We start from the raw sequence: 25158 nt of genomic DNA on the forward strand, positions 1-25158 counted from the left end.
GCTTTTTGATGAGTAGACTTAAGCGATTGCTTAAACAACGCCTTGGCTTTTTAGGTACTCTTCATAATTACCTTGGAAGTGCACAACGCCTTCTGGAGTAATATCGACCACTTGGGTTGCCAATGACGATACAAACTCTCGATCATGGCTGACAAAAAACAAGGTTCCGGGGTAGTTTTCAAGTGCTAAGTTCAACGATTCGATCGACTCCATGTCTAAGTGATTCGTTGGTTCGTCCATAATCAATACATTAGGGTTAATCAAGGTCATCTTGCCAAATAACATGCGACCTTTTTCTCCGCCCGATAAAACTTTAACGCTTTTCTTTACATCGTCGTTTGAAAACAACATGCGACCTAATGCGCCACGAACTAATTGATCATCGCCAGTGGTCCATTGCTTCATCCAATCGAATACATTCATATCCTCGACGAAATCATCTGCATGATCTTGAGCAACATAACCAAACGCTGCTTGTTCAGCCCATTTTATTTTACCTGCATCGGCTTCAACTTCGCCAAGTAGGCATCGCAGTAACGTCGTTTTTCCGGCACCGTTAGGACCAATGATGGCGATTCGCTCTCCTGCTTCAATTTGCAGGTTGAGATCTTTGAATAATGTTTTTTCAAACGATTTGCTGAGACCTTCGACGGTAAGAGCTAAGCGATGAAGTTTCTTTTCTTGTTCAAATTTAATGTATGGGTTAACACGACTAGAGGGTTTGATATCTGCCAGTTGAATTTTTTCGATTTGTTTGGCGCGAGATGTCGCTTGCTTGGCTTTCGACGCATTGGCTGAGAAGCGACTGACAAAGCTTTGCAGTTCGGCAATTTGCGCTTTCTTCTTAGCATTCTCGTTCAGCATTTTTTCACGCGCTTGAGTCGCTGCAGTCATGTATTCATCATAGTTACCTGGGAATAGGCGAATTTCACCGTAATCTAAATCAGCCATGTGCGTGCATACGGTGTTCAAAAAGTGACGATCATGGGAAATAATAACCATGGTACTGTTTCGTGCGACTAAGACTTGTTCTAACCAACGGATGGTATTAATGTCTAAGTTATTGGTGGGTTCGTCTAGCAATAGTACATCTGGATCAGAAAACAGCGCTTGAGCAAGCAGTACTCTAAGCTTCCATCCCGGCGCAATTTCACTCATAGGACCAAAGTGTTGTTCAGTGGGGATGTCTAAACCAAGAAGTAGTTCGCCGGCACGGCTCTCAGCAGTGTATCCATCCATTTCTGCAAATTTGACCTCGAGGTCGGCAACTTCCATACCTTCTTCTTCGCTCATTTCTGCTTGGCTATAAATGTAGTCGCGACGTTCTTTGACTTTCCACAGTTCGGTATTGCCCATTAATACCGTGTCCATCACCGAATAAGCTTCGAATGCGAACTGATCTTGGCGTAATTTACCGAGTCGCACATCTTCACCAAGCATGACATTTCCAGCAGATGGCTCTAGATCGCCACCTAAAATTTTCATAAAGGTTGATTTACCACAGCCATTTGCGCCAATTAACCCGTAGCGGTTGCCGTTATTAAATTTAACCGACACGTTTTCAAATAAGGGTTTAGCGCCAAACTGCATGGCAATGTTTGCGGTCGCGATCACGGGACAATTTCCAAAGTTGCTCAAAAAAAGGACGCGCAGTTTAACGGAATATTGAGCCCTACGAAACCTTAACAATAGGTTTGCTGCTATTGGTTTGGACTAAGCTGGCTACGCTGATTAGCGTAAAAAGGTTAAGCCACCCCAATTAGTTATCAATTTTCAATAGCTTATATTGACTACTGCAAGAGTTTTCTAAACATTTCCCAATTAATAGCTTGTTAAAGGGAAGTCAGAAACAGTCACAAAAGTTAATGCCTTAAAGCCGGACTCACGGCTGGCCTTTCATGTATAGTTAGTATTCCGCGTTTAAAAAGGAAGAATATAGCAATGTCTTACATCGATTGTTTTGTTGCGGCAGTACCCACTGAAAATAAGGATAAATACCTTGAGCACGCGAAGTATATGGCTGAGGTGTTTAAAGAGTTTGGTGCCCTAGAGATTGTCGAGAATTGGGGCGATGATGTGCCAGATGGAAAGATTACTTCACTGCCTCTGGCCGTTAAAGCCGACAGCTCAGAAACCGTCGTGTTTTCTTGGGTCGTTTGGCCATCGAAAGAAGTACGCGATTCAGGATGGGCAGCGATGATGGAAGACCCGCGTATGGCCCCCGATCAAAACCCGATGCCTTTTGATGGCAAACGATTAATTTATGGCGGCTTTAATACCATATTGAAGTGTTAATCTTTGATGCGAATGTTGGGTTTCCTTCGTCAACCCAACCTACGCTGAAAGAGTACCTCGATGTTAAATTCTGATTTAATAAGGTAGGTTGGGTTAGCGCAGCGTAACCCAACGGATAACTTACGGTATCAGGATTGAGCGAATGCTGGGTTTCCTTCGTCAACCCAGCCTACGGTGAAAGAGTTCCTCGATATTAAACTCTGAGTTAATAAGGTAGGTTGAGTTAGCGCAGCGTAACCCAACGGATAACTTACGGTATCCGGATTGAGCGATTGTTGGGTTTCCTCCGTCAACCCAACCTACGCTGAAAGAGTTCCTCGATGTTAAATTCTGAGTTAATAAGGTAGGTTGGGTTAGCGCAGCGTAACCCAACGGATAACTTACGGTATCCGGAATGAGCGATTGTTGGGTTTCCTCCGTCAACCCAACCTACGCTGAAAGAGTACCTCGATGTTAAATTCTGATTTAATAAGGTAGGTTGGGTTAGCGCAGCGTAACCCAACGGATAACTTGCGTTATCAGGATTGAGCGATTGTTGGGTTTCCTCCGTCAACCCAACCTACGGTGAAAGAGTTCCTCGATATTAAACTCTGAGTTAATAAAGTAGGTTGAGTTAGCGCAGCGAAAGCTAGCGGATAGGGATATATTTAAGGTTAAATGATGTCGACCAATTTAATGGAATGTATTTTTTTGAAAGGACGTTCAAATGCATTATCGAAGAACGAGAGTTAAAGGTGCGTCTTATTTCTTTACTGTTAACTTAGCGGATCGAGATGGGACTACTTTTGTAGATTTTATTGATCATTTACAAGAAGCGTTTCGACAGGTTAAAGAAAGGCATCCCTTTGAGAATAATGGAATAGTTATCTTACCCGAACATATTCATACGATTTGGACGATGCCACTTGATGATTGTAACTACTCGATGAGATGGCGATTAATTAAATCTGCTTTTTCGAGAAGTTTGCCGAAAACTGAACGAATAAGTCAATCGAGAAAAAGTAAAGCAGAACGTGGAGTTTGGCAAAGAAGATTTTGGGAGCATAAAATAAGAAACGAAATCGACTACGCAAGACATATAGATTACATGTACTTTAATCCTGTTAGACATGGGTATGTAGAGAGAGTCCAAGATTGGCCTCATTCATCGTTTCATCGAGATGTTCGAAATAAGGTCTATCCGATTGATTGGGGAGGAGGTGTCGACATAACGATAAATGCAGGAGAAAGAAATTAATTAGATGTTGGGTTTCCTCCGTCAACCCAACCTACGGTGAAAGAGTTCCTCGATATTAAACTCTGAGTTAATAAGGTAGGTTGGGTTAGCGCAGCGTAACCCAACGGATAACTTGCGGTATCAGGATTGAGCGATTGTTGGGTTTCCTCCGTCAACCCAACCTACGCTGAAAGAGTACCTCAATGTTAAATTCTGATTTAATAAGGTAGGTTGGGTTAGCGCAGCGTAACCCAACGGATAACTTGCGGTATCAGGATTGAGCGATTGTTGGGTTTCCTCCGTCAACCCAACCTACGGTGAAAGAGTTCCTCGATATTAAACTCTGAGTTAATAAAGTAGGTTGGGTTAGCGCAGCGTAACCCAACGGATAACTTACGGTATCAGGATTGAGCGATTTTTGGTTTTTTCCGTCAACCCAACCTACGGTGAAAGAGTGCCTCGATATTAAACTCTGAGTTAATAAAGTAGGTTGGGTTAGCGCAGCGTAACCCAACGGATAACTTGCGGTATCAGGATTGAGCGATTGTTGGGTTTCCTCCGTCAACCCAACCTACGGTGAAAGAGTTCCTCGATATTAAACTCTGAGTTAATTAGGTAGGTTGGGTTAGCGCAGCGTAACCCAACGGATAACTTGCGGTATCAGGATTGAGCGATTGTTGGTTTTTTCCGTCAACCCAACCTACGGTGAAAGAGTTCCTCGATATTAAACTCTGAGTTAATTAGGTAGGTTGGGTTAGCGCAGCGTAACCCAACGGATAACTTGTAATATCCGACTAAAGTATAAGCTTTAGGATATGTTTAATTCTTTGCATACACGATAAAATATTGTGAACTGGTGGTTAGTCCATGCCAGTAAATAATGATTGTTAATAATGCTAAGGGTGGCGTCATTGCTGATTTGTTCTGAAGACGGATGGGTGGATATATGGGTAAATGGAGAACCACCTAGGGAATGGCCATACAATAAGGTCAAGAAATACCAATCAGTGGCAATTTATTGCTTGGATGAAAATCAGACTGTTTATTTGGCGAGACCTGAATACACCTTTCCCAGTTTCTACTCTAAAATGTTAGCTTGGATTACCAGTGCGCTATTACCGGTTGACGTGTCATTTTCGAAAGCGGATGGCATGACCTTAGATTCTTTCCGAAAACTGCTTATCAGTGCTTTAACAAAAAATAGTGAGCGGTTAACTCAATTTGAAAGTCATGATGAAATTTCGGAGCAACTGTCTTCAATTTCTAGTTATCGACAAGCGTTAAATCTTTATCAAAAATTAGGTTGGTTCTCGACTTACTAATCACTGAACAAGGCTAGTCGACAATCAACTTTAACTGTTCATAGGCGGCTTTAATTTGTAGAAACATCTTGGTATCACCCCCTTTATCAGGATGGTGCTGCTGACTCAGTTTCTGGAATTGCTTTTTTAGCAGTGACTTCGATATTGTCGAATGCTCTTCTAGCTTTAATAGTTTAATGGCCTCAGATTTCTCGTCTAATGCTAGGTACTTCTTCCAAAATACTTGTTGTAACTCGACAACTTGTTCTGGCGTTAAATAAAGGTTCTCTACATTTAAATAATAGTCACCTAAAGGCTGTCGATTTGACAGTTGCTGGTCTGCCGTTTGAGTCATCACAAAAGCAATACGGGTTGCAGAAATTTCTAAGTAACGATTGGATGTCGCTGGTTTTTTTAGCAACTCTTTTTGAAGGTGATATAAATGATGTTGTAACCAAAAGTGTTTTTGATACAGTTGCGAATCATCGGGAAGGACAGTGAAAAAATGCGGTAACTCGCGCTCAATGGCTTTCATTAGCTCATACTCTGAACAAGGTAAGTGTTGCTCGAGTAACGTTAGTAGCTGATGTAATGACTGAGGTGTTGCTGCAAGTGATGGATTTACTTCATACATACATGAATGATTAGTGATCTTTTAAGCGCACGATGCGATCACTGTGAGTCACCGCTTTAAAAATGCCTCTAACCGATGGCACCGCGGTCAAATCAATTTCAATCGCATGAAAGTTGAGTTTGGGATCTTGAATAAGGTTTTTCATTTTTGATGATTTGAACAAGCTAATCAGCATAAACTTGATCAACTGTTTGTCTTTGACTTCTTCGAGAATCGCTTCTTGATCAGAAACAGAAATATCTTTAACGTGACGGAAACGGGGCATCAATTTTGGCGCAATGCCAATTTCTACTTGTACTTCTTCTATTTCAAATCCGGCTTTCTCAAATAGAGGGAATGCATTAGTCACTTCGCTAATCACGGCTTTGAGCTTTTCAACGCCTAGCTCACTGAAGCCACCCGTTGGGGGCGCCTGTTCTGCGTTAGATGAGGTCGTTGAGTTACCGGTTAATCGTTGAAAAAGAGACTTAAAAGGCACAAGCAGCTCGCTTCGATTTAAAAATACAGTATTATGCAATCATCGTACAATTACAAGGACAGCCGTTCAAAGCGAGCCGTTAGGCTTGTGTTAATCAACTTTGACCATCGAAATTACATTACTCTTTTGTTCTTCGATATCGTCAGGATCGGGTGTTGGGTTGCTAAAGGTCTCTTTATCGAAAGCGGTATCGCCATCTGCAAATGCTTGTCCAAGACGCTCAAACTGTTGAAAATCATACAACTTGGTGTCAAGCAAATGAGACGAAGCTACGTTTCTTAATGAGTTAAATATCGACTCAATACGTCCGGGAAACTTGCGATCCCATTCCTTCAACATTTCTTTAATGACTTTTCGTTGCAGATTCTCTTGAGAGCCGCACAAATTACAAGGAATAATCGGAAACTCTCGCATCTCTGAATAGCGAACAATATCTTTTTCTCGACAGTAAGCTAAAGGACGAATAACCACATGTTTACCGTCGTCACTAAGGAGTTTGGCGGGCATAGACTTCATCTTGCCGCCAAAAAACATGTTCAAAAACAGGGTCTCTATGATGTCTTCACGGTGATGGCCAAGCGCAATCTTAGTGATATTATGTGTTTCTGCCCAATGATAGATAATACCGCGACGCAATCTTGAGCACAGTGCACAAGTGGTTTTGCCCTCGGGCACTTTCTCTTTGACAATCGAATAGGTGTCTTCTTCGATAATATGAAAAGGTACGCCTATTTCTTTCAAGTAAGTTGGTAAAACATGCTCCGGAAACCCCGGTTGTTTCTGATCCAAGTTTACTGCGATGAGCTCAAAGTTTACGGGCGCGTGTTTTTGCAGGTTCAGCAAAATATCCAGCATGGTGTAGGAATCTTTTCCGCCCGAGAGGCAGACCATCACACGATCACCATCCTCGATCATATTGAAATCGGCAATCGCCTGACCGACATTACGTCGTAGCTTCTTTTGCAGCTTGTTTTGGTTGGTTTTGTCTTTTTTGGCGGTTGTTGGCATAGTCGAATACAAACATTGAGGGGTTTCTGGGCGGCACATTATACTGATGTGATGGCGGTGACGGAATAAGTCGAATGAATTTTATCCAAAAATGTTACTCAAACGTAGTAATATCAATGGGTTAGTCAGTTGAGTTTATCGATATAGGGGCACTATGAAGACGCGAATTGCAGTGATTTTAGTGGCGGTGCTGTTTTTACAGGGTTGTGGCTTGAAGTTTTGGTACAACCGCCTTGATTGGGTCGTTCCCTGGTACGTCGACGATTTTGTTGAACTAACAGAGCCTCAGGAGCAGCGGTTAGAGGATCTATTGGTACGTCAAACCCAGTGGCATCGTCAGCAAGAGTTACCGAAATACGTTGCATTCTTAGAGGTCGTTCGCCAAGACATTACCGACGGCACGGTGGTCGAAAACTACTATCTAAGACGGTTACAAATGAGTTCATTTTATGAAACCTTGGTTGCCCAGATGGCTCCTCAGTTGTCTCAATTAATGATTTCTCTGAATGAATCTCAAATGGAAAGCTTATTAAAAAATTTGAAAGAGCAAGATCAAGACCTTTTGAAGGAGCGAGCTGAGGAATCGGCAGAGGAAAGAGTCGAGCAAATTTATCAAAATATTAAAGACAGTATTGAAGACTGGACTGGCCGACTAACAACTGAACAGCGACAAGTTGTAAAACAGTGGGCGTCGAAAATAGAAGACACCACCCAACTCCGCATGGCTTATCGACAAGAGTGGCGCGAAGCGGTTCTTATAGAATATCAATTAGCAAAAGTCGATGATAATCATCGTGCGTTTGAAGATTTAATAATCAATGCAGATCAGTTTCAGTCATCGCAACTAAAACAAGCTTATCGACAAAATGCGGTGACCGGAGAACAGTATATCAGCGAAATTTTTTCGATGTTAACGGACAAACAAAGAAAGCGCTTAGTCTATCGAATTGATCAATATATCGAAGATTTTAATGACTTGATTAACGATCAATAATTTTGATGTTGAATACTGTTTTCGGTCAAGAATTCAGGAGAACGCTGTTAACATTGAACGATTATCTTACTTTAATAAAAATGACTAGAGTTCAAAAAATAGCTAAGTGCATTTTTGCACTGGATCAGTGCTAATCTGTATTCAAAAGAAGTGATAAATGCCGAAGCATAATGAACTTGGTCACAGCTTTTTATAAGACGATGCAAATTGGTGCATGCCAAAAAAGATTCTCTTGTCATGCTACTGTCATACCTGAAAATTATCTTTACAACGCACGCCAGATACTTAATACTGGTTGTGCTGTGAAATGACAGCGAGTAGTTATGTATTTGCAATATCGAAGACCTTTCTGCAGTACCTCGTTTTGTTTAATCGTAAGTTATTCCTGTGATTTCACCATCTGTAAATAACGGTTTATTTACAGTTTTTTTTGTTTAAGATAGATCTCAGGAGTTTAACAATGTCAGTAACGACCGGACAGGTAAAATGGTTTAATGAAACCAAAGGTTTTGGATTTTTAGAGCAAGAGAATGGTCCTGATGTATTCGTACATTTCAGCTCTATTCAATCTGAAGGATTCAAAACTTTATCCGAAGGCCAAAAGGTACAATTTGAAATTCAAGATGGTCAGAAAGGTCCTCAAGCCGCAAATGTACAAGTGCTCGCTTAATACGATCACTTATTTGTGGAACCGCGGCTAGCCGCGGTTTTTTTATGTCTCGAATAAGTGTTGTTATTTAAAAGATTCATTAAATCCTATTGACGATTTTAGATTAAATTATAGTGACTTTTAGTAAGCACTCGTCGGATATTGTGATGGTGATGACAATCGTTTGAAACTTGGGCGCTGAGATGAAAGCCGACAGATTGAAACCGAGAGAGCAAAACCTTGAGATTGAGAGCTTGATACAGTGTATAATTGCTTAGTGCATAAAAATTTAGTGCATAATAATTTAGGGCATAGCATTATCCGTGTTCAAAGTTTAGTTTTATCGTTCATACAATCATTTTGCTCACGATCACCTCTTATTGAGAAGCCTTTTATTTAGCGTCTAAATGTGTTTAAGATAAATGCGTTCAATAAGATACTCATAGTCGCTGTGACTATACAATTCTTAGGCTTGAAATACCGATTTCGAAGGCTTGAAATATGGATTTTATTCAGAGAAAGTTCTAATTAGAAAGTGCTAATAGGAGAGTTCGATGAACAAAGAATTATGTCGATGTTTTAATGCCATTGAAGCCAATATTCTGAAAGGACTTTTACATCATCAGGGCATTAACGTGCAGTTAATGGGCGAAACATTGCAAGGAGCCGTTGGTGAGCTTCCTCCTGATGCCGCTCAGGTTACCGTCCTTGTCGATTCAGATGACTACCAGCAAGCGTTAGCCTGTTATCAACAGTTTCAAAAGCAATCTTCCTCGCCTCCATGGTTTTGCTCAAAGTGCCAAGAGCATAACGAGGGTAGCTTTGACTTTTGCTGGCGCTGTGGAGAGCCCTCAGCGGATCAATAGCCCTCAGCGGATCAATAGCTCTCAGCAGATTAGTAGCCCTCAGCAGAACAAGAGCCTTAGCCAATGAGTCACCCTCAACGGGGCAAATAGGCTTACGCGAAAAATGAGCAAGGTTAATGACTATCGATAAAACCGGCTGTTCATTCATCAAATTTAATCAAGTGGCGCAAGGGAATACCGCTGCTCTTTGAGCTGCTCTGGTAATTTATGCCAACAGGCAAAGCTCAACTGCGCCTGCCTAGCGTAATCTGGAAAAGGTAAGCTTCCAAAAAAGAAAGCCAGCATCTGTGCGTTGTGAGCCGCTTCGATATCGTATCGATAATCTCCAACATAGGCGACTTCATTAGCCGAAACTTGCCATTGCCTGAGAATGGAAAGCAGTGCGTCAGGGTTCGGTTTGGGCGGCGCACATTCTCGGGTTAATACGATATCAAAGCTTAGATTATTGCTTTTGAGCTTATGCTCAGTCGCACGACGAGAGTTTCGAGTGACCAGTGCGCAAGCTATATTATGCTGTTGCAGCCAACTCAAAAACTCTCGAACACCGGGTATTATTCGAGAATCTAGAGCATCTTGCCATTCGTACTCCTCGACTGTCTTTTCAGCAAGGTTGCGCTGTGAAGGCGGTAATTGCTTCATAAAATCAATCAAATCTTGCTCAGCAGGACAGCCTAGTTCTGCTTTAATGGCCGAAAAATTGAGCTTGGATTCGACCAACGTACCGTAGAGATCGAATATGAAGCCTTTTAATTGATAAGAAGAATGATTCATTTTCGTTTTAAGGTTGTTTTAAAGTAGGTGCCTCGAGCAATCCGGTATCTGAGAAAATACTTGCGCATCCTGCGCCCCAACAGCGTTCAGCGGTTATCTTTTTATTGACCGTAAAACACATAATGTCGAAAGGAGCATAATAAGCCAGCCGGATTAAATCGGTATAAATCAACTGCTGATTGATATGCAGTGACGTGCAACCCAAGCGTTCAGTTAAAGCAACGATTTCATCCGCCGTGTTTAATTCAAAGTTATCGACTACCAGCGCTCGCGGAGTTCGAGGACGCAACTGTTGACACAGGGTTAGCGCGGCAACGGAATAGCTTGAAAAGAGTATTTCTGGGTTGGCATGTCGGCTTTGTAAGAGTTGGTGAACCGCTTCTACTGTCGCTTGATCCTGGTCGACGTTCGGCTTAATTTCTAGGTTAATGCCGAGCCGTAACTCAAGGCAAAGGTCGAGAACTTCATCGAGTGTGGGGATGGTTTCTCCAATAAAGTCTTGGGAAAACCAACCGCCAGCATCTAAGGTTTTTAAGTGGGCAGCGGAATAGTCGACAAATAAGCCTTGTCCGTTGCTGGTTCGTTCAAGTTCTGCATCGTGAAAAAGCATGGGAATCCCATCAGCACTTAATCGAACATCGGTTTCAAACCATCGGAAGCCGTTAAGAGCGGCGAGTCGAAAGCTGGCCATGGTATTTTCAGGAGCAAAGGCACTCAATCCACGATGGGCAATGATGGTTGGAAAATCTGTAAAATGGAACTTCAGTGCCATGCTGATATACTCGACAGGTGAAACGAGCCACAGTTACGTTTGGTAAAATCTATGGTTAAGTGTTAATGAGAAATAGGGTAGCGTCAACCACTCTGGTAGAAGTTGATGCATAAGAAATAAGTTATTTACCTTCAATAAAATGAAATCAGAAGAAATGAATGAATAAGCTTTGGGGATCATTATTTGCGGTGTCTTTTTTAGCCGCGATTTTTCAATGGTTGTGGTTAGATAATCCAGCCATCTTCGGGCAAATGATGAATGCAATTTTTGATATGGCTCGACTAAGTATTGAAATTGCGCTCGGTTTGGTCGGTTTATTATGTTTTTGGATGGGGATTTTGCGCTTGGCTGAAGCCTCGGGTGCGATGGGTTTGTTATCACGCTTGCTAACCCCTCTGTTTGCCAGACTGATGCCTGAAGTACCTCGTAATCATCCTGCGTTGGGCCATATCACGATGAATATGGCAGCAAACTTTATGGGGCTAGATAATGCTGCGACACCCGCAGGTATCAAAGCCATGGAGAGTTTGCAGTCGCTGAATCCGAAAGCGGATACAGCGAGTAATGCACAAATCTTATTTTTAGTGCTGAACACGTCTTCAGTCACTCTATTCCCAGTCACTATATTAATGTATCGAGCACAACAGGGCGCTGCGCAACCGGCTGACGTGTTTATCCCGATCTTGTTAGCGACGGCAGCTTCGACTCTGGTCGGATTAATTGGAGTCGCGTTGGTCCAGCGCTTGAAGTTGTGGGACCGAGTTATTGCGACTTATCTCGGTGCTGCGGTCGCGGTACTAGGCGTTATTTTATGGGGAATGCTGCAGTTACCCGAGAGTGAAATGGCTAATGTATCGGCAGCGGTGGGGAACGGGTTAATTTTATTCGCAGTGTGTGCGTTCGTGATTACGGCAATGTGGCGCAAGGTTGCTGTGTACGATGAGTTCATTGACGGCGCCAGTGAAGGTTTTCGGCTTGCGGTACGAATCATGCCCTATTTGGTTGCGATGCTCGTTGCCATTGGACTGTTACGTGCCAGCGGTGTGCTCGATTCAGTGGTTGCGGTTATCGCGACTCTTGTCCAATGGCTGGGGGGAGACACGCGCTTTGTTGAAGCTCTGCCAACGGGTCTCATGAAACCTTTTTCTGCCAGTGGCGCTCGCGCTATGATGCTTGAAACGATGAATACTCACGGAGTCGACTCATTTGCTGCAAGGCTCGCGGCGGTTTTTCAAGGCAGTACGGAAACAACCTTTTATGTCTTAGCGGTTTATTTCGGTGCGGTAAATATTAAAAAATTGCGACACGCCATTGGCTGTGGCTTGCTCGCGGATCTTGGCGGTTTAGTTGCAGCGATACTTGTTTGTTATTGGTTCTTCGCAGGGTGAAAGCCGTTAGCCTCATAAAAAATATCATCGCCATCATGGCAGTCTAATCATCTCGGTAAGGAATTTTGGCCGATATAGAGGGTAGTCACAATAGGCAAATTTCGCTCCATTTCATGTTCTTTTGAGGTGCAGTTAGTGGTTACTTTGCTTTGGTCAGTTTTGGCAGTAGCCATCGACGACATGACTTCGACATAACAAGAACATGAAAGCTGTGAGTAATTAAATTTCAAACTGAAAGTCAATAGTAATCCACAGAAAAAATTTAATTAATTTTGGCGCTTTGCACAAAGGGCAATCAATCTGAGTATTTCTTAATCTAAACTAAAAGTGCTTCTAACTTATTGATTTATAAGTAATTATAAAAACAGGTTAAAAAATGTACAATTTAACAAGGGGTGTGGTTTTATCGGGGCTCAACGACCTTTTAAAAAACTTTTCCCCATAGTTATCCACAGGATCTGTGGAAACATTATTACAGCTCAGTGACACCGCAGATCTGTCCAATTATGACAGCTTTGTGGCACTCGCAACGGTGTAGTTTTTACCCTGTTTTAGCTTAGTGTAATTGCCAAAAACCTCATTGAAGTTTCGTTTCATGTATTGTCGCAAACCATTAATGGTCACCACGACAAATTGTCCGCCGGGTTTTAAATGGTGAAGTGCGTCATTGAGAAATAAGGTGAGCATTTCGTTGCCCACTTTTGCCGGAATATTCGATACGATCAAGTCAAATGTCTGATCTTCGAGCTGTTCTAGCCCATTTGACAGTATCGCTTTCGCATTATTAATGCCGTTAAGTTTGACGTTCTGATTTGCAAAATTTACCGCGACAAAGTCTTTGTCGGCCATGATCACCTGGCCTTTCGGCGCTAACTTGGCCAAAGTGATTCCGAGCACGCCATATCCGCATCCAAGATCGAAACAATCGGCATCTTCTTTAATATCGATATAATCGAGCATTAATCGACTGCCTTCGTCCACCTCTCGTGGCGAAAAGACTCCCCAAGTAGATTGAAAGCGAAATGGGAAGCCACGTAATTGCGTATCAAATTGAATAGGTTGGCGTAGCTGCTCGGTTAATGGCAATTTCGCAGGTGTCATAGTGCTGGCCTTCTTACTGGTCGCTCGAGTAGGTCGACGTGACTTTCGAGCAGTTGCTGTCGAGTGAGTGTTTGGCGCTGATTATACCGGATAATTATCGATCGCCTAGCGGCTCAGCTGTGAAAAACGCCTGAGTGCGTCAATTGTGGGTTGGGATCAGATAAATAGCTGAGTTAAAATAGTCGTTTCTGTATAACTAAGCGATCGATAAAGGAAGTTAGACCATGAGTTCATCTCCGATTTACAAAGTTATTTTTGTGAATCAAGGGCAAACCTATGAAATTTATGCCAAAGCCGTTGAGTCGAGTCTCATCTACGGATTTATTGAGGTAGAGCAGCTGTTGTTTGGAGAAAGATCGAACGTCGTCGTTGATCCGAGTGAAGAAAAACTTAAAGCCGAGTTTGACGGTGTTCAAAAGACATTTATTCCAATGCATGCTGTCATTCGAATTGACCAAGTATCACAGCAAGGGAACGCTAAGATTTCTGACCACAAAGGAAGTAACGTGGTGACTCACTTACCGTTTCCGGCAGGAAAACCCAACCGACCTGAATAAATAATAGCGAAGAGTTTGCAATAAATGAGTACTCACTAAATGGCAATTGGCGCAATACAAACAGCCGATAGGTTACTGTTATTATGTCGGCCTGGCTTTGAGTCAGACTGCGGGCTGGAAATTCAGGCTTTGGCAGAATCGATCGGCGTGTACGGTTATATCAAAACAAAGTCTCGGCAAGGTTTCGTCGAGTTCATTCTATATGACGTTAGTCGGCTAAAGGATATCGTTGACCTTATAAAGGTTGACCGCCTTATATTTTCTCGCGATGCCATGATGACGGGTCCGCTTATTGAAAACTTAAATACCTTGGATCGAGTGAGTGACATGTTAGCGGTGTTGAGTCCAAGCTTTCGCTGCAGCAAAATTGTCGATTGGGCCGTTGATAGTAATGAAGGGAAGTCATTGTCGAAGCTCACTCGCAAATTGTTGAAACCACTTGAGTTAGGGCTTGAGTCGGCGGGACACTGGCAAGCTGAAAATCATGACTCTCTGTGTATGCTTTTTACAGCAACGGATCAATGTTACTTGGGCAGTTTACCTCGCAATGCTTGCCCAAAGTGGCCCAATAGCATTGCTCATCTACGTTTTCCTGCTGCGGCTCCGAGCCGCTCAACCCTAAAGCTCGAAGAAGCTATTTTGTTTTTTCTTGATGCGAAAGAACAGCAACGAGCGTTCGGGCTAGGTAAGACAGCGGTTGATTTAGGGGCCTGCCCGGGTGGCTGGACCTATCAATTAGTCCGGCGCGAACTGCAAGTCACTGCCATCGACAATGGCCCAATGGATGAGCAGCTTATGGCCACCGGACAAGTTGACCATTTAAAAGTGGATGGCTTTCATTATCAGCCAAAATATCCGGTCAATTGGTTGGTTTGCGATATGATTGAAAAACCATTGCGCATCGCAGAGTTGATGGCAGATTGGGTCGCCCAAGGGTGGGCTCAAAGCGCTATTTTCAACTTGAAACTGCCGATGAAAAAACGTTATCAAGAAGTTGTTCTTTGCCAACAAGTGATTGCTGAGCGCTTGGGTGCGAAACCCTATGAGTTAAAAATCAAACAGCTGTATCATGATCGTGAAGAGGTCACGGCGTATTTGCATGCCCTCTGATCGCAAGGCTTCTCGCAGCCAGAGTGCCGTGAAATTCAGTTAATTTAAGGTTTAGACATGAGTAACGAAATTCCATTAGGTAAGACAACCGATTACCCTACTCAGTACGCTCCCGAGTTATTGTTTCCGGTCGCTCGGCAACCTAAGCGTGATGAAATAGGTGTTCCTGAGAATGTAGATTGGTACGGAGCGGACCTGTGGACAGCGTATGAAGTCAGCTGGTTAAATGTTCAGGGCAAACCAGAAGTTGCCATCGTTGAATTCGAGTTTGCGGCAGACTCCCCAAATATTGTCGAGTCGAAATCGTTTAAATTGTATTTGAACTCGTTTAATCAAGAGCGGTTTGCGTCGCAAGATGAACTGATCGCTCGCTTGAATCATGACCTGTCTAAAGCATGCGGTAAACCATTAGAGAATTTGCGATGCTACTCATTAGACGCTTATCAAGGCCTTGGGTTTGGGCAGCTTAATGGTCAATTAATCGATGAACTTGAAGTGACTTGTGATGAATATGATTACAATCCGCAACTTTTGAAATTAAAAGAGCCCGCTGTTGAAGTATCGGAAACGCTCTATACCCATCTATTAAAGAGTAATTGTTTGATTACCTCACAGCCAGACTGGGCGACATTAGTCATCGAATATACTGGTCCTAAAATCGATGCGGCAAGTCTGTTGCAATATGTGGTGTCTTTTCGCAATCACAATGAATTTCACGAACAATGCGTAGAGCGAATTTTTCAAGATTTGAGCCAACATTGCCAACCACGTCAGTTATTGGTTCAAGCTCGATATACCCGTCGGGGAGGACTCGATATCAATCCTTGGCGGAGTAACTTTGCAACTCAGCGGCCATTTATGAGACTTGCTAGACAATAACGCCATAATTCGCTTCGAGATAGGGTAAAAAGTGTGACCGATTGCGCCGAACTTGGCGAATTAGCGATCTATCCTTTGGTTAAATCGTCAACGATCAGGAGGTCACTATGGCGTATTTAGTTTTGTTAACGGAAGGACAATCGGGTCCACGCTTCATTTTAGAGAAGTCTTCAGTGACGATAGGTCGTTCACCTGAGTGTGACATACACTTAGAAGACCCCTCAGTAAGTTTTCAGCATGCTCAGTTGAGTATTGAAAATTTGAGTGATGACGGCGGTGAAATTTGGATCGAAGATATTAACAGCACCAATGGAACCTTTGTTAATAACGACAAGGTTAACCGTCGCCAGTTGCGAAATAATGACAGTATAAACATAGGGTTAAGTAACTTTCGCTTCGTCGATGAAGGGTTTTCTACCCTAGAAAACACCCAGCAAATCAAGAAATCTTGGATCCCTGGGGTTTATTATTTGAAAGACAAATCTGCCTAAATTGCATCGGCAAGTGCTGCGTAATCGTGCCTTGCCCACTGCCTAAAATCCTTTGCTATACTACTTGTCCGATTTCTTATAGATTGAATATATCGCGAAAGTCGTTAGAATAGCCTGCCACTGGGTGAGCGCCTAATTACAAAGAGAACCGATTGACCATGAGCATGCACTTTTTAGAGTTTGAGCAGCCTATCGCTGAATTAGAAGCACAAATCGAAGAACTTCGTTTAGTGGGAAGCGATGCCGAGATCAATATTTCGGAAGAAATTGCTCGATTGCAAAAGAAGAGTCGTGAATTAACCGAGCAAATTTTTAGTGATCTCGATGCCTGGCAAATCGCTCAATTGGCTCGTCATCCACAACGTCCTTACACGCAAGATTACCTTGATACTATCTTTACCGATTTTGAAGAGTTGTGTGGTGACCGTGCTTTTGCCAATGATTGGGCGATGGTTGGCGGTATCGCTCGGCTTAACGATCAACCGGTGATGGTTATCGGCCATCAGAAAGGTCGCGACACCAAAGAGAAAATTAAGCGTAATTTTGGTATGCCACGTCCCGAAGGCTATCGTAAAGCCTTACGCCTAATGCATATGGCAGAGCGATTTAAATTACCAATCGTTACCTTTATCGATACTCCCGGGGCCTACCCTGGCGTTGGCGCTGAGGAACGTGGGCAAAGTGAGGCGATTGCGCGTAACTTAAAAGAGATGGCGCGTCTTAAAACTCCGATTGTTTGTACCGTCATCGGAGAAGGTGGTTCAGGTGGTGCTCTTGCGATAGGTGTTGGCGATCGAGTCAATATGCTTCAGAACTCTACCTATTCGGTTATTTCACCGGAAGGCTGTGCTTCGATATTGTGGAAAAGCGCCGATAAAGCGAAAGAAGCCGCCCAAGCAATGGGGATTACAGCTGACCGATTAAAAAGTTTGAAATTGATCGATGCGATTGTTCCAGAACCACTCGGCGGTGCTCATCGAGACACGGTCGTTATGGCGGAACGTTTAAAACAGCGTATTACCGATGACTTACGAGATTTACAAGCGCTTTCGATTGAAGAGTTATTAGATCGCCGATATCAACGACTCATGTCATTCGGCGAATACACCGAGTAATTGCAACAAACCATGAACACCAAAGGTGTACACGAGGCATTGGCCTGTGTACACTTTTTTATTCTGACCGAAAAACTCGTAATTTATGACCCTCGCTCTTGATGTTGCGCAACAAGCCTTACAGCACTTACCAAAACTAAAACGATTTTGGGTTGGGTTGAGTGGTGGAATAGACTCTTCAGTACTGTTGCACTTATGTCATACAACCTGCCCTAAGCATATCCAACTTAAAGCGATTCATGTAAACCACGGATTAAGTCCTAATGCCGATCAATGGCAGCGTCATTGCCAAAGTGTTTGCAAAAAGTTGGGAGTTGAATTGATCACTGTTGATGTAGCGGTGAATGAACAAGGTAAAGGCATAGAAGACGCGGCGAGACAAGCTCGTTGGAAAGCCTACGAGGAAGTGATTGGCGGCGCGAAGGGACTGGTTGAACATGAGCTTTTAGTTCTCGGCCACCATGCTGACGACCAAGCAGAAACGCTGTTGCTTAATCTATTGCGTGGTAGTGGTTTGCGCGGTGCTCAAGGCATGTCTCACTTTACTCAACGTCAGATATTCAGTGTTTTCCGACCTATGTTGAATATTGAAAAAACAGCAATTGTTGATTATGCCCGGCATTATGGGTTGAACTGGGTGGATGATGAATCTAATCAAGATGTTTATTTTCGACGTAACTTTTTACGCCAAGAAATATTTCCTACCTTGGTCAAGCAGTGGCCTGCGTATGCATCAACGATGGGGCGCTTTTGCCAAAATATGCAAGCGTTGAACTCGGTCGTTGATGAGTGGTTACAAGAAGACCTCGTAAAAGTGCTCGATAACGATAAATTGAACTTAGATGTTCTCTCTCAGTGGTCACTACACCGACAGAAACAAATTTTACTTTATTGGTTGCAACAATCAACGCACTATGCGCCTCCAGCAAGTCAGCTCAATGAGTTCGTACGTCAAATTAACTCAAGTAAAGAAGCCGATGTTGGTCGCTGTGAACTGCGTTTTTCGAAATGGGCGTTGATTCAATCAAAACGACACTTGGAATTAATCCAGCAAACCCAGTTAGATGTAACGGCTTTTCACTATGTTTGGGATGACCTCTCCAAGCCTATCGCTGTACCTGAAATATCCGCTCAATTAACCAGCGATGCGGCAAACGATCTTTCCAACTCACCGTTATTGATTAGACCTCCCAAAATCAATGAAGTCGTCACGGTTCGAAGTCGTGTTGGAGGAGAGCGAGCTTGGCCAAGTTATCGCGGTAAAGCAAATTCACTCAAGAAAATATACCAAGAAATGGGTGTTCCTAATTGGTTGAGAGAAACCACGCCACTCATTTTTTACGATCAAGAACTGGTTTGTGCGGTTGGACAATTTGTCGATCGTCGCTTCTTATCGAATGAAACTGAGAGCCTGCAGTTCACACTGCAGCCGTTAGAAAATTAATCAGTAATACAACAAACATTAAGTCGACTGTGATACCAGCACTTTGAACTAGAGCTGCATTGCATAGCTGATTCTAAATATTGAGGAACGCAGAATAATGAGTTTAGCGCATTTACAACCAACAACACTTTGGTCGATTTTTGAAAAGCTGAACGCTTGCCCGCGGCCGTCTTCGCATGAGCAAAAAGTGATGTCAGAAATAGCGGCTTTTTGTGACCAGCATCAGCTGCATTATGTGTACGATGACATCGGCAATATGATCATTCGTAAACCAGCAACTCCAGGCATGGAAGACCGTCCGGGAATCATTATGCAAGGACACGTTGATATGGTTCCGCAAAAAACTAAGAACAGCGAGCATGACTTTATTAACGACCCCATTCAAATGTACATTGATGGTGACTGGGTGACGGCTAAAGATACAACTCTTGGTGCAGACAATGGCATCGGAGTTGCTGCGGCATTAGCGATCTTAATCGAGCCTGACTTACAACACGGTCCCTTAGAAGTACTTTTAACGGTTGATGAAGAAAGTGGCATGACTGGCGCTAAACATTTAGCACCCAATCTTCTGCAGGGCAGTGTGTTACTAAATTTAGATACCGAAGACGAAGGTGAATTGTATTTAGGATGTGCCGGTGGCGTCGATGTGACTGCTTATGTTCCTTTGCAAAAACAACCGGTGCCGAATAACTGGAGTGCCGTAAAAGTTAATTTTAGTGGACTTCGCGGAGGTCACTCCGGGCTTGATATTGATAAAGGTAGAGCGAACGCGAATCTATTAATTAATCAAGTATTGGCAAATGCTCATGCGCATTTTGGTGCGCTTGGATTTTCGTTTTCAGGGGGAACCCTGCGTAATGCAATCGCACGAGATGCAAGTGTCGAGATGGTTTTGCCAGCGGATAAAGTTGCTGAGTTAACAAGTGTCATAGAGACGTTTACTGAAACTTTAAGCCAGCAATTTCAAGGGATTGAAAGCGCCATTAACGGAGAGATTCAAGCAATACCAATACCTTCTGAAGTCTGGGACGAAGCAACGACGGCGCGAGTTATTTCAATGTTGGATCATTGTGTTCATGGTGTAACAAAAATGAGTGAGGTTTTCGATGGTGTGGTGGAAACTTCGAATAACTTAGCGGTAATTGAGACACAACCTGAGCAACTTGTGATTCAGTGCATGGTTCGTAGTTTAAATAACCAAGGTCGGGATGAATTAGCTCAACAATTACAGCAAGGGTTGTCACAGCTGGGGGCGACCGTAGAGTGCAGCGGAGAATATCCTGGGTGGTTGCCTAACGATGAGTCAAAAGTACTTACGATTATGCAACAAGCACATGAAGAACTCACGGGTGCAGCAGCAAAGGTTAAAGTTATTCACGCTGGATTAGAGTGTGGACTACTGAGTGAACATTATCCGCATTGGGATATGATTTCGTTCGGGCCGACCATTCGGCATGCTCACTCACCAGATGAAAAGGTTTTGATTCCTTCGGTAAGTTCTTTTTGGCAATTATTGTGCAAAACAATTTGCATGGTTAGCGAAAAATATTAGCGCGCACATTCGTCGCGCTCGACATTGCCCTGTTTGAAGTCTGTTTAAGAGTTGTATTTTACAATCAACTCTTTTGCATCTTCTCCCGACACTGGGCGAGAATAAAAGTATCCTTGTGCGTGTTGAATGCCAAGTTCTTTTAACATCTTGGTATGCTTTTCTGATTCGACGCCTTCTGCAATAACACCTTTCTTTAAATGTTTGCACATGTAGGCAATGGTTTTAACAATGGTGTGATGCTCTTCACTATGGTCCATTTGATAAATAAATGAACGATCAATTTTTATGGTGTGAAGCGTAAACTTATGCAAATAACTCAGTGATGAATAACCGGTTCCAAAGTCATCAAGAAGTACTTGAATGTCTTGCTCGGCAAGCGACTTTAAAAGTTGTTGCGCTAATTCGGCATTTTCGATTAATAGTCCTTCCGTAATTTCAACCTTTAAAGCTTTAGCTGGTAATTGGTTTTCGTTCAACGCCATCTCTATTTCGCTTAACAAATCGTGATGTTCAATTTGCTTAGAACTAAAATTAACACTGATACTAATATCTTTGGCTTGCGGATATTGTGTTTGCCAAAATTTCAAAGTGCCAAGAGAATGATGTAAGATGAACTGTCCAATGCTGTGGATCATTCCTGTTTCTTCGGTAATCGGAATAAATTCATCAGGGGGGATAAAACCCAAATCAGCATGAATCCATCGGGCGAGCGCTTCGAAGGCAACCAGTCGTCCGGTTGGCAAGTCGATGATTGGTTGATAGAAAACTTTGATTTCGTTGCGTTCTAATGCGTGACGTAAATCATTTTCAATTTTTAGTCGCTTCATTGCCGCGTTATGCATTTCAACATCAAATAATGCATAACGAGCTTTTCCGGATTCTTTAGCATGATACATCGCGGCGTCTGCATCGCGTAATACATCATCGGGCTTTTTGTAATTATCATTACTGATAGTCACGCCGATCGAAGTCGACGTAAAAACGGTTTGCTCATTGAGTTGAAAGGGTTTTGATATTGAGTCGATGATTCTATCGGCAGTGATTGCCGCGTCGCGAGCATTATCAACACCTTTTAAAAGCACGCAGAACTCGTCTCCGCCAAGTCGAGCGACGGTATCTTCAGGGCGAACACATTCTTCGAGCCGTTGAGCAACTTCTTGAAGTAACGCATCACCCATTAAATGCCCGAGACTATCATTGATAACTTTAAATCGGTCTAAATCAAGGAATAGAACGGAGAAGCTGACTTGGTGATCACGCTCTCGTTGTTTTAGAATCTGTTCGAGTCGGTTGGTAAACAGTGCCCGGTTTGGTAATCCGGTTAAGCTATCGTGAAAGGCTTCGTAGGCAAGCTTTTTTTGCATTTTATTACGTTCATCAAGCATGCCTTTGAGCGTATTGTTTGTGACCGATAACTCTCGAGTTCGTTCTTCGACACGTTTTTCTAATTGATCATTAATTATTTTTAGATCTTGATGCGCTTTTCGTAAGCTGTCGGAACTGCGTTTGCGATTGAGTGCAGTGGCGACTTGTTGTGATACAAACATCAATACTTCTTCGTCTAGAGGTGTATACGACTTACCGCGAATATAGCTTTGAACAGCAAGTACTCCAATAACGGTTTCTTTGTAAAATAAAGGAACACCTAACCAAGTTTCAGGCGAGGTGCCATGAAAAACGTTTTTCTTGTGCCAGTCATCAATATTCTTCTTATTGATCAGCAAAGGTCGACCGGTTCTTAAAACCCATTCGGTGGGGGAGCATTTATCGATATCAAGAGAGTCATCGAGTTTCCGCTCTTCTACGCTCGCATCAAATTCATCGATTAAATAAGGAAAGGTTAATACTTTGTTTTTCTGTTCGAAAATACAGATATAAAAATTTTTCGACGGCATGATGCCGTTGATAATACTGTGCAATGATAAATAAAACTCATCAAGATCACGCGTCGTATTGGTTAGCTCTGAAATTTTAAATAAAGCCGCTTGCAGACGCTCCGCTCGCTCTCGTTCTTGAATCTGACCTTCGAGATCTTCATTGATCTTTTGTAGCATTGCGGTACGTTGCGCGACTTTTTGTTCAAGCCGCTCGTTGTAATACTTTAGCTGTCGTTCATATTGTTTCTGATTTAACACCGCTGCAATTTGTTGTGATACGAAAATCAGCAGGTCTTTGTCTTGCTCGGTGTAGCGTATATTGTCGTCATAACTTTGCACCACCATAACGCCGATGGTGGTGTTGTTAACTTTAAGTGGAATGCCCATCCAATGTTTCATGGGTGAACCTCGAACTTGAATTTCTCCTGCGTCAGATAATTCTTTTAGTTTGGGCTCATCAGCCAGTAGAGCATTTCCTGTTCGAATCGTGTATCCGGTCAAGGTCGATTTAAACGCTTCGATGGGCTCAGGATCCCAAGTCGTTGGATCAAAGTCATCGTCTTCTTGTTCATCGTGGAAGAACTCAAAGCTTACGAACTGCTTATCGGTCGACAGCAAGGCAATATAAAAGTTATTGGCGTACATCAGCTTGCCAATGATTTGGCGCAGATCTTCGTAAAACAGCTTTAACTCTTTTACCTGACTGGATAATGAGGCAATCTGGAGTAAGGCATTTTGAACTTTTTCGGCGTACAGCTTCTCTTCAATCAATTTGTCCAATTGATTGTTGGTGTCGTCCGAGCTGTTTTGCTGCGGTTGATTAGTCAGGATAATATCGTCCAACTGGTTGATTTTTAACTACTATTGGTACACAAAGCATAGCTAAAACTGACTCAATTGCCAGAAATATTATCCTTGATGAGCAAAAAATTGAATTATTTCATCGCGTTTGGCAACAGCGTCTTGATATCCCAGTTGAATCAGCTCTCGGGTGAACGGCTTTTCAAATAAAAGATAGCTAAGAACCGCATCGCCACTGCTGCCGTCGATTCCGACTCGGCGTAAGAAAAACTGCAAGGCTTTGGGCATTGATGAAAAGTGTTCTCGAGCGATTAAACTCAGATCTTGTGAAGGGTTGATAACCAGAGTTTCAATGCGCTTTAAGTTGAAATGCTTACTCTTAATACGCTCTGGGATCTTATCAAGTGTTGCGTTGATACGATGCAGTCTTTCTAGGTCAGAATCTAAGCTGTCAATAAAAACGCTGTCTAGCAAATGCCCACCGATTTCTGCAATCGTCGGATATCCCTCTGGGTGAGACAACTCATCATTGGGAGCGTACACTGGATCGACACCGACCACCAAAATGCGATCGGCACCGAGGTGCAACGCAGGACTCAGTGGAGATAAAAAGCGCATGCTGCCGTCGCCGCAATAGTGGTCGCCCAATCGAGTGACTGGGAACACCATGGGAATGGCAGAAGAGGCAAGCAGATGATGCTTGTTAATGATAGCTGGGTGACCGCGGCGGCGATGTCGACGCCAGATATCCGTATTGGCGGCAGCTTGAAAGAACGAAATCGATTCGCCACTGGTGTAACTCGAGGCCGTGACACACAGCGCATCTAATGCGCCTTGCGCAATCGCTTTTTCAATAAGTGGGTAGGGAATAACTCGATCAAGCAACTCAGCGAGTGGTGCATTATTGAGTAGGCCGATAGCGCCGCGATGTTTACCGCCAATTAAAAAGCGCAGCCAGCGCATCGAGTTACGCCAAAGGCCCCAAAAGTCGGTTCGAAAAATTTGGTCGCAATGAAATTCTGCCCATACATTCTCGAGTCGACGCATACCCAACCGAAAATGTTGGGCGTATGCCGCGGTGACGGTTGCGTTTATAGCGCCAGCCGAGGTTCCTGAAATAATTGGGAAAGGATTGTTATGAGTGGTTAGCGGTAATAACTCTGAAACAGCTTTAAGAACGCCAACTTGGTAAGCTGCTCGTGCTCCGCCACCGGACAAGACCAACGCGGTTTTGTGGTTTCGAGCGGTCATGCTTTCCAGCGTTTTCGTAGTGCTCGGTAAACTTTCATTGGGTATTTCATTTTACCGTAACTACCGTTGTAACGAGCTAATGCATTTGTCACGTTTTTGCGCTCTCGTTTAATGTATAAACTCAAGATAGCACAGCCATAGCGAATGTTGGTTTCGATATCCATTAAGTTGTCATCAGGGTGGCCAATTTCTTCTTTCCAAAATGGCATGATTTGCATTAATCCACGAGCGCCAACACGGCTAATGGCAAAACGTTCAAAGTTAGATTCAACTTCCATCACTGCCAATACTAGTTGTGGATCGAGCTTGTAGGCTTTCGCGTATTTATGAGTCAACTTTAAAATGGTAAAGCGCTCTTTTTCCGGAACGTTGGGTGCCCGACGTGCCAGACGTTTCGACATGTCTTTCATCCAAACCTCGGCTTCGAAGCGATCGGTGAAGGAGTGCTCTTCGTCGAGTAAAGCTTTCAGCTCGTTGCGAAAATTGTCGTCGGGGCGCTCCTGGTTGGCAAGCAACCAGTGAGACGACAAGAATACGAGTAACAATAATGTGGTTCTTAACATATCGATTTTATTGTGAATGAACGCCCCAATCGCGTAGTTCCG

The 25158-nt window shown here is 43.2% G+C and carries 24 protein-coding genes; 14 read left to right on the forward strand and 10 right to left on the reverse strand.

The window, feature by feature from the left end:
* Positions 1-30: 30 nt before the first annotated feature.
* Positions 31-1614, reverse strand: a complete 1584-nt coding sequence (locus Q9312_RS16685) for an ABC-F family ATPase (protein ID WP_309201989.1) — start codon at positions 1612-1614, stop codon at positions 31-33.
* Positions 1615-1941: 327 nt separating this feature from the next.
* Between Q9312_RS16685 and Q9312_RS16690 the strand changes: the two genes are divergently transcribed.
* The 3 genes from Q9312_RS16690 (at position 1942) to Q9312_RS16700 (ending at position 4833) form a co-directional block, all read left to right on the forward strand.
* Positions 1942-2295 (forward strand): DUF1428 domain-containing protein, encoded by a 354-nt coding sequence (locus Q9312_RS16690; protein ID WP_309201990.1) that lies wholly within the window; start codon positions 1942-1944, stop codon positions 2293-2295.
* 706 nt (positions 2296-3001) lie between these two features.
* The gene (locus Q9312_RS16695) at positions 3002-3532 is read left to right on the forward strand and encodes an REP-associated tyrosine transposase (protein ID WP_309201991.1); all 531 of its coding nucleotides are present in this window, start codon (positions 3002-3004) and stop codon (positions 3530-3532) included.
* Between the two features lie 890 nt (positions 3533-4422).
* Entirely contained in the window at positions 4423-4833 is a 411-nt protein-coding gene (locus Q9312_RS16700) for a hypothetical protein (protein ID WP_309201992.1), read from the forward strand.
* A gap of 13 nt (positions 4834-4846) precedes the next feature.
* Here the strand turns inward: Q9312_RS16700 and Q9312_RS16705 are convergent, their stop codons facing one another.
* The 3 genes from Q9312_RS16705 to ttcA form a co-directional block, all read right to left on the reverse strand.
* Positions 4847-5446: a DNA-J related domain-containing protein gene (locus Q9312_RS16705; protein WP_309201993.1), complete on the reverse strand. Its 600-nt coding sequence runs from the start codon at positions 5444-5446 to the stop codon at positions 4847-4849.
* A 10-nt stretch (positions 5447-5456) separates the two neighbouring features.
* Positions 5457-5924: a hypothetical protein gene (locus Q9312_RS16710; protein WP_309201994.1), complete on the reverse strand. Its 468-nt coding sequence runs from the start codon at positions 5922-5924 to the stop codon at positions 5457-5459.
* Positions 5925-6014: 90 nt separating this feature from the next.
* Entirely contained in the window at positions 6015-6932 is a 918-nt protein-coding gene (gene ttcA / locus Q9312_RS16715) for a tRNA 2-thiocytidine(32) synthetase TtcA (protein WP_309201995.1), read from the reverse strand.
* 154 nt (positions 6933-7086) lie between these two features.
* Between ttcA and Q9312_RS16720 the strand changes: the two genes are divergently transcribed.
* The 3 genes from Q9312_RS16720 (at position 7087) to Q9312_RS16730 (ending at position 9441) form a co-directional block, all read left to right on the forward strand.
* The gene (locus Q9312_RS16720) at positions 7087-7926 is read left to right on the forward strand and encodes a DUF6279 family lipoprotein (RefSeq protein ID WP_309201996.1); all 840 of its coding nucleotides are present in this window, start codon (positions 7087-7089) and stop codon (positions 7924-7926) included.
* A gap of 460 nt (positions 7927-8386) precedes the next feature.
* Complete coding sequence (cspE, locus tag Q9312_RS16725; RefSeq protein WP_309201997.1) at positions 8387-8596, forward strand: transcription antiterminator/RNA stability regulator CspE; 210 nt, start codon at positions 8387-8389, stop codon at positions 8594-8596.
* 533 nt (positions 8597-9129) lie between these two features.
* Positions 9130-9441: a putative signal transducing protein gene (locus Q9312_RS16730; RefSeq protein WP_309201998.1), complete on the forward strand. Its 312-nt coding sequence runs from the start codon at positions 9130-9132 to the stop codon at positions 9439-9441.
* 153 nt (positions 9442-9594) lie between these two features.
* Here Q9312_RS16730 and Q9312_RS16735 read toward each other — a convergent pair whose 3' ends face one another.
* Together Q9312_RS16735 and Q9312_RS16740 are read right to left on the reverse strand one after the other, a co-directional pair.
* Positions 9595-10212 carry an HAD family hydrolase gene (locus tag Q9312_RS16735; protein WP_309201999.1) on the reverse strand — a complete coding sequence of 206 codons (618 nt, stop codon included), beginning with the start codon at positions 10210-10212 and terminating at the stop codon, positions 9595-9597.
* A gap of 7 nt (positions 10213-10219) precedes the next feature.
* The gene (locus Q9312_RS16740; protein ID WP_309202000.1) at positions 10220-10984 is read right to left on the reverse strand and encodes a glycerophosphodiester phosphodiesterase family protein; all 765 of its coding nucleotides are present in this window, start codon (positions 10982-10984) and stop codon (positions 10220-10222) included.
* Positions 10985-11142: 158 nt separating this feature from the next.
* Here Q9312_RS16740 and Q9312_RS16745 point away from each other — a divergent pair, with 158 nt between their 5' ends.
* Positions 11143-12372, forward strand: a complete 1230-nt coding sequence (locus tag Q9312_RS16745) for a nucleoside recognition domain-containing protein (RefSeq protein WP_309202001.1) — start codon at positions 11143-11145, stop codon at positions 12370-12372.
* Positions 12373-12876: 504 nt separating this feature from the next.
* Here Q9312_RS16745 and Q9312_RS16750 read toward each other — a convergent pair.
* Complete coding sequence (locus Q9312_RS16750) at positions 12877-13473, reverse strand: class I SAM-dependent methyltransferase (protein WP_309202002.1); 597 nt, start codon at positions 13471-13473, stop codon at positions 12877-12879.
* Positions 13474-13697: 224 nt separating this feature from the next.
* On the opposite strand from Q9312_RS16750, the gene Q9312_RS16755 reads away from it, so the two are divergent.
* The 7 genes from Q9312_RS16755 (at position 13698) to Q9312_RS16785 (ending at position 20624) form a co-directional block, all read left to right on the forward strand.
* Positions 13698-14030, forward strand: coding sequence for a DUF1820 family protein (locus Q9312_RS16755; RefSeq protein WP_309202003.1), 333 nt, complete (start codon positions 13698-13700; stop codon positions 14028-14030).
* A gap of 39 nt (positions 14031-14069) precedes the next feature.
* Entirely contained in the window at positions 14070-15140 is a 1071-nt protein-coding gene (gene rlmM / locus Q9312_RS16760; protein ID WP_309202004.1) for a 23S rRNA (cytidine(2498)-2'-O)-methyltransferase RlmM, read from the forward strand.
* Between the two features lie 57 nt (positions 15141-15197).
* Positions 15198-16019, forward strand: a complete 822-nt coding sequence (gene queF, locus Q9312_RS16765; RefSeq protein ID WP_309202005.1) for an NADPH-dependent 7-cyano-7-deazaguanine reductase QueF — start codon at positions 15198-15200, stop codon at positions 16017-16019.
* Positions 16020-16126: 107 nt separating this feature from the next.
* Positions 16127-16510 (forward strand): FHA domain-containing protein, encoded by a 384-nt coding sequence (locus tag Q9312_RS16770; RefSeq protein WP_309202006.1) that lies wholly within the window; start codon positions 16127-16129, stop codon positions 16508-16510.
* Positions 16511-16668: 158 nt separating this feature from the next.
* Entirely contained in the window at positions 16669-17625 is a 957-nt protein-coding gene (gene accA, locus Q9312_RS16775; protein WP_309202007.1) for an acetyl-CoA carboxylase carboxyl transferase subunit alpha, read from the forward strand.
* 85 nt (positions 17626-17710) lie between these two features.
* Positions 17711-19069: a tRNA lysidine(34) synthetase TilS gene (tilS, locus tag Q9312_RS16780; RefSeq protein ID WP_309202008.1), complete on the forward strand. Its 1359-nt coding sequence runs from the start codon at positions 17711-17713 to the stop codon at positions 19067-19069.
* Between the two features lie 97 nt (positions 19070-19166).
* Entirely contained in the window at positions 19167-20624 is a 1458-nt protein-coding gene (locus Q9312_RS16785) for an aminoacyl-histidine dipeptidase (RefSeq protein ID WP_309202009.1), read from the forward strand.
* A gap of 44 nt (positions 20625-20668) precedes the next feature.
* Here the strand turns inward: Q9312_RS16785 and Q9312_RS16790 are convergent, their stop codons facing one another.
* From Q9312_RS16790 to Q9312_RS16800, 3 genes are all read right to left on the reverse strand, one after another.
* Positions 20669-23344, reverse strand: a complete 2676-nt coding sequence (locus Q9312_RS16790; RefSeq protein WP_309202010.1) for a sensor domain-containing diguanylate cyclase — start codon at positions 23342-23344, stop codon at positions 20669-20671.
* Positions 23345-23410: 66 nt separating this feature from the next.
* The gene (locus Q9312_RS16795) at positions 23411-24553 is read right to left on the reverse strand and encodes a patatin-like phospholipase family protein (RefSeq protein ID WP_309202011.1); all 1143 of its coding nucleotides are present in this window, start codon (positions 24551-24553) and stop codon (positions 23411-23413) included.
* Positions 24550-25116 (reverse strand): transglycosylase SLT domain-containing protein, encoded by a 567-nt coding sequence (locus Q9312_RS16800; RefSeq protein WP_309202012.1) that lies wholly within the window; start codon positions 25114-25116, stop codon positions 24550-24552. Before Q9312_RS16800 ends, Q9312_RS16795 begins: the two co-directional genes overlap by 4 nt.
* Between the last annotated feature and the right edge of the window lie 42 nt (positions 25117-25158).

Origin of the sequence: Pleionea litopenaei, from assembly GCF_031198435.1 — a bacterium.
In the GTDB taxonomy this organism is placed as follows: domain Bacteria; phylum Pseudomonadota; class Gammaproteobacteria; order Enterobacterales; family Kangiellaceae; genus Pleionea; species Pleionea litopenaei.